This window comes from Shinella sp. M31 (genome assembly GCF_049199205.1).
In the GTDB taxonomy this organism is placed as follows: domain Bacteria; phylum Pseudomonadota; class Alphaproteobacteria; order Rhizobiales; family Rhizobiaceae; genus Shinella.
Genome location: NZ_JBLZPH010000123.1, coordinates 1 through 3,760 on the forward strand (window position 1 = coordinate 1; position 3,760 = coordinate 3,760).

At 63.6% G+C, this 3,760-nt stretch carries 4 protein-coding genes; all 4 read left to right on the forward strand.

Annotated features, from left to right (window positions below; all coding sequences use genetic code 11):
- The coding region (locus tag ACOZKU_RS20070; RefSeq protein ID WP_421580349.1) for a Gfo/Idh/MocA family protein at positions 1-893 on the forward strand (893 nt) is incomplete at its 5' end.
- Entirely contained in the window at positions 890-2,464 is a 1,575-nt protein-coding gene (locus tag ACOZKU_RS20075; protein ID WP_421580350.1) for a sugar ABC transporter ATP-binding protein, read from the forward strand. The genes ACOZKU_RS20070 and ACOZKU_RS20075, both read left to right, overlap by 4 nt.
- Positions 2,457-3,392: an ABC transporter permease gene (locus ACOZKU_RS20080; RefSeq protein ID WP_421580351.1), complete on the forward strand. Its 936-nt coding sequence runs from the start codon at positions 2,457-2,459 to the stop codon at positions 3,390-3,392. The genes ACOZKU_RS20075 and ACOZKU_RS20080 overlap by 8 nt, the downstream gene beginning before the upstream one ends.
- A gap of 2 nt (positions 3,393-3,394) precedes the next feature.
- Positions 3,395-3,520 carry a hypothetical protein gene (locus tag ACOZKU_RS20085; protein ID WP_421580352.1) on the forward strand — a complete coding sequence of 42 codons (126 nt, stop codon included), beginning with the start codon at positions 3,395-3,397 and terminating at the stop codon, positions 3,518-3,520.
- Positions 3,521-3,760 lie beyond the last annotated feature (240 nt).

The window sequence follows — 3,760 nt, forward strand, 5'->3', positions numbered from 1 at the left end:
TTGCGGCGGCCAAGGCCGGCAAGCACATCATCTGCGAAAAGCCGCTCGCCCGCACCGTCGAGGAGGCGAGGGCGATGCATGACGCGGTGAGGGCTGCCGGCGTTATCCATATGGTCGCCTTCAACTATCGCCGCACGCCGGCCGTGGCGCTTGCCAAGAAATACATCGAGGAGGGGCGCATCGGCCGTATTCTCAATTTCCGCGGCACCTACCTGCAGGACTGGTCGGCCGACCCGGATTCCCCGCTTTCCTGGCGCTTCCAGAAGAAGATCGCCGGCTCCGGCTCGGTCGGCGACATCGCCACCCATGTCGTCGATCTCGCCCATTATCTCGTCGGCCCGATCGCCGAGGTCAACGCGATCACCAGCACCTACAACAAGATGCGACCGCTGCAACAGGGCGGCGTCGACAAGCTCGGCGCGGCGGAGAAGGCTGCGGACGCCGAACGCGGCGAGGTGGATGTCGATGATGAGGTCGTTTCGATGCTGAAATTCGAGGGCGGTGCGATCGGCAGTCTCGAAGCGACCCGCAACGCCTATGGCCGCAACAACTTCATCACCCTGGAAATCCACGGCACCAAGGGCTCGATCCACTTCAACTACGAGCGCCGCGACGAACTTCAAGTGATGTTTGCCGACGACCCGGCGGATGCGCGCGGCTTCCGCACCGTCTATACCGGCCCGGCGCACCCCTATGGCAACGGTCTCTGGCCGATCCCCGGTCTCGGCATCGGCTATTCGGAAACGAAGATCGTCGAGTGCTACGATTTCTTCTCCGCCATTGCGAAGAACCGGCAACCCAGCCCAAATTTCGAGGACGGCCTCAAGACGGAACTCGTCGCCGACGCCCTCATCCGTTCCGGCGAAACCGGCCTGTGGGAGAAGGTGGGATGAGTGCGAGCGTCGCTGCCGTCCGCATGACCGGCATATCCAAGACCTTCGGAGGGGTGCATGCGCTGGATGACGTGTCCTTCGAGGTAATGTCCGGCGAGGTCCATGCGCTGCTGGGCGGCAACGGCGCGGGCAAATCGACGATCCTCAAGGTGCTGAACGGGGTGCATCGCCCAGACAAGGGCACAATCGAGGTCGGTGGCGTGCTCCTGACGACGCATACGCCGGAGGCGTCTCGCGCCGCCGGCATCGCCATGAACTACCAGGAAATGAGCCTTGTTCCGACGCTGACGGTTGCCCAGAACATCTTTCTGACGCGCGAATATCGCGTCGGAACGGGGCTTATCGACGACCGGGAGGCCGAGCGGCGCGCGGCGGACCTTTTCGCGCTGCTCGATGTCGTCGTCGATCCGAAAGCCATCGTCGGCGACCTCGGCGCCGGGCAGAAACAGTTGACGGAAATCGCCAAGGCGATCTCGCAGGATGCCAAGGTGCTGGTGCTGGACGAACCGTCGACGGCGCTCGCCGTTTCCGACGTCGAACGGCTCTTCGTCTTCCTGCGCAAGCTGAAGGCGAACGGGGTGGCGATCATCTATGTCAGCCACCGCATGGACGAAATCGCCCGCATCGCCGACCGCGCAACGATCCTGCGCGACGGCCGTCACGTCATCACCGCGCCGCTCAGCGAATTGCCGATCGATACGATGATCGAGCATATCGTCGGCCGGCGCTCGAAAGGGCTGTCGGACGTCGAGCGCGGCGCGGCTATGCGGGGCGATGTTCTTCTGGAACTGAAGAATGTCAGCGGCCGCCACAAGCCGGAGGACATTTCCCTAACGCTGCGTCGCGGCGAAGTACTGGGGCTCGCTGGCCTTCTCGGTTCCGGCCGCTCGTCGCTCGCGCGGGCGATCGCTGGCATCGACCCGGTCCTCAAGGGCGAAATCCGCATCAAGGGCCGCGCGGTCGTGATCCGCAAGCCTGGGGACGCGATCGCCGCGGGTGTCGCACTGGTTCCGGAAGCACGCGCGACCCAGGGCATCATCCCCGCCCATTCGGTTGCTTCCAACATGATCCTCGCCGTCATCGACCGGCTTTCCGCCGGCGGTCTCGTCGATACGAAGGCGGCGAACGACCTGACCGACGCACAAATCGGGCGCCTGCGCGTAAAGACGGCGAGCCGCGATCATGCCGTCTCGACGCTTTCGGGCGGCAACCAACAGAAGGTGGTCATCGGCAAATGGCTCGCCACCAATCCCGACATCCTCATCCTCGATGAGCCGACCGCGGGCATCGATATCGGTTCGAAGTCCGAGATCATCCGCCTCGTTCGTGAACTCGCGGCCGCCGGCAAGGGCATCATCGTGATCTCGTCCGAACTCTCCGAGCTTCTGACTGCCTGCGACCGCATTCTCGTCATGTCCGAGGGGCGTGTGCACCAGGATCTCCCGCGCGAGGCACTGGAAGATCCGTCCGTGCCGGCCGACGACCTTGCTCATCGTCTCCAGGCCGCCGAACAGCGGCTCCAGATCGAAATTCAGAAGGCCCTTGCGCTTCAGGAGGTATCCCATGGCTAACGCCTTCTTCGCCAACTGGCGTCAGAACATCATCTACATCGGTTTCGTCGTCATTTTCATCGTCTTTGCCGTGACGCTGGCCGACAAGGGGTTCCTCAATCCCAACAACCTTCTCAACATCGTGCGGCAGACGGCGATGATCGCCGTCATGGCGATCGCCATGACCTTCGTGCTGTCGGCAGGTGAGATCGACCTTTCGGTCGGTGCGGTCGCGGGCCTTTCGACCGTCACGGTCGCGATGGCGATCGCGGCGGGCGGACCGATCGTCGGTGTCGGTGCCGGCATTGCCACGGGGCTAGCGGTCGGCATGTTCAACGGCTGGCTGACAACCCGCATCGGCATTCCGTCGTTTCTCACCACGCTCGCCATGATGGGCATTGCCAAGGGGGTCGCCATGTGGATATCGGCGACCGCCGCCGTGCCGATCCTGTCGCCGGGCTATTCCTGGCTCTTCGGCGGCGGCAATCTGGGCCCGATCCCGGTGCTGCTTCTCTGGATGGCAGTTCTCGGCGGTATCGGCCATATCGTTCTGCGACGCTCGGGCTTCGGCCGGCGGGTGCTGGCAACCGGCGGTAGCGAAACGGCGGCGCGCTATTCCGGCATCGATACGAAGGCCATCAAGTTCAAGGTGCTGGTCATCTCGTCTTCGGCGGCAGCGCTCGCCGGCATGCTTTATGCCGGGCGCCTGCAATCCGGCCGCTTCCAGCTCGGGGAGGGCGACGAGCTCTCGGTCATCGCGGCGGCCGTGCTGGGCGGCACCAGTCTCTTCGGTGGCAAGGGAACGGTCATCGGCACCATCGTCGGCGCGCTGATGATCGGCCTCATCAACAATGGCCTCATCCTCATGGGCCTCGAATTCAGCCAGCAGCTGATCGCCCGCGGCGGCATCATCATCCTCGCCGTCGCGCTCAGCCAGAAGAGGACCTGAGCGTGACCATGACCATCGTCGGAGCCGTCACCGACCTGTCCGCAGCGCGCCGGGACGAACTCGACGCGCTTCTCGGCGAGCAAATTGCATCCACTCATGCCGAAATCGATATCGAGTTCGTCCTTTAGGAATTGAGGAACCGCTTAATAATCGGATTGTACGACCTTTGACGGTAGGCAGCGACGCGATGCTTACGCAGGGAGCCGAACTGGGAGATGCAGTTCAGCCTGAGAATGTAAATAGTGTGAGCTCAAGCCGAGGCGCGACTTGCGGGCTCGTTGATCCTATCCTCCCGATCGCACCTGCGCGAGCAGCTTCTGGCGGAAGACCTCGGCCGGTGTCTTGTAGCCGAGGCACTTGCGTGGCGT

Coding starts and splice junctions, on each gene's coding strand:
- ACOZKU_RS20080 (WP_421580351.1), top strand. CDS start 2,457: ATGGCTAACGCCTTCTTCGCCAACTGGCGTCAGAACATCATCTACATC.
- ACOZKU_RS20075 (WP_421580350.1), top strand. CDS start 890: ATGAGTGCGAGCGTCGCTGCCGTCCGCATGACCGGCATATCCAAGACC.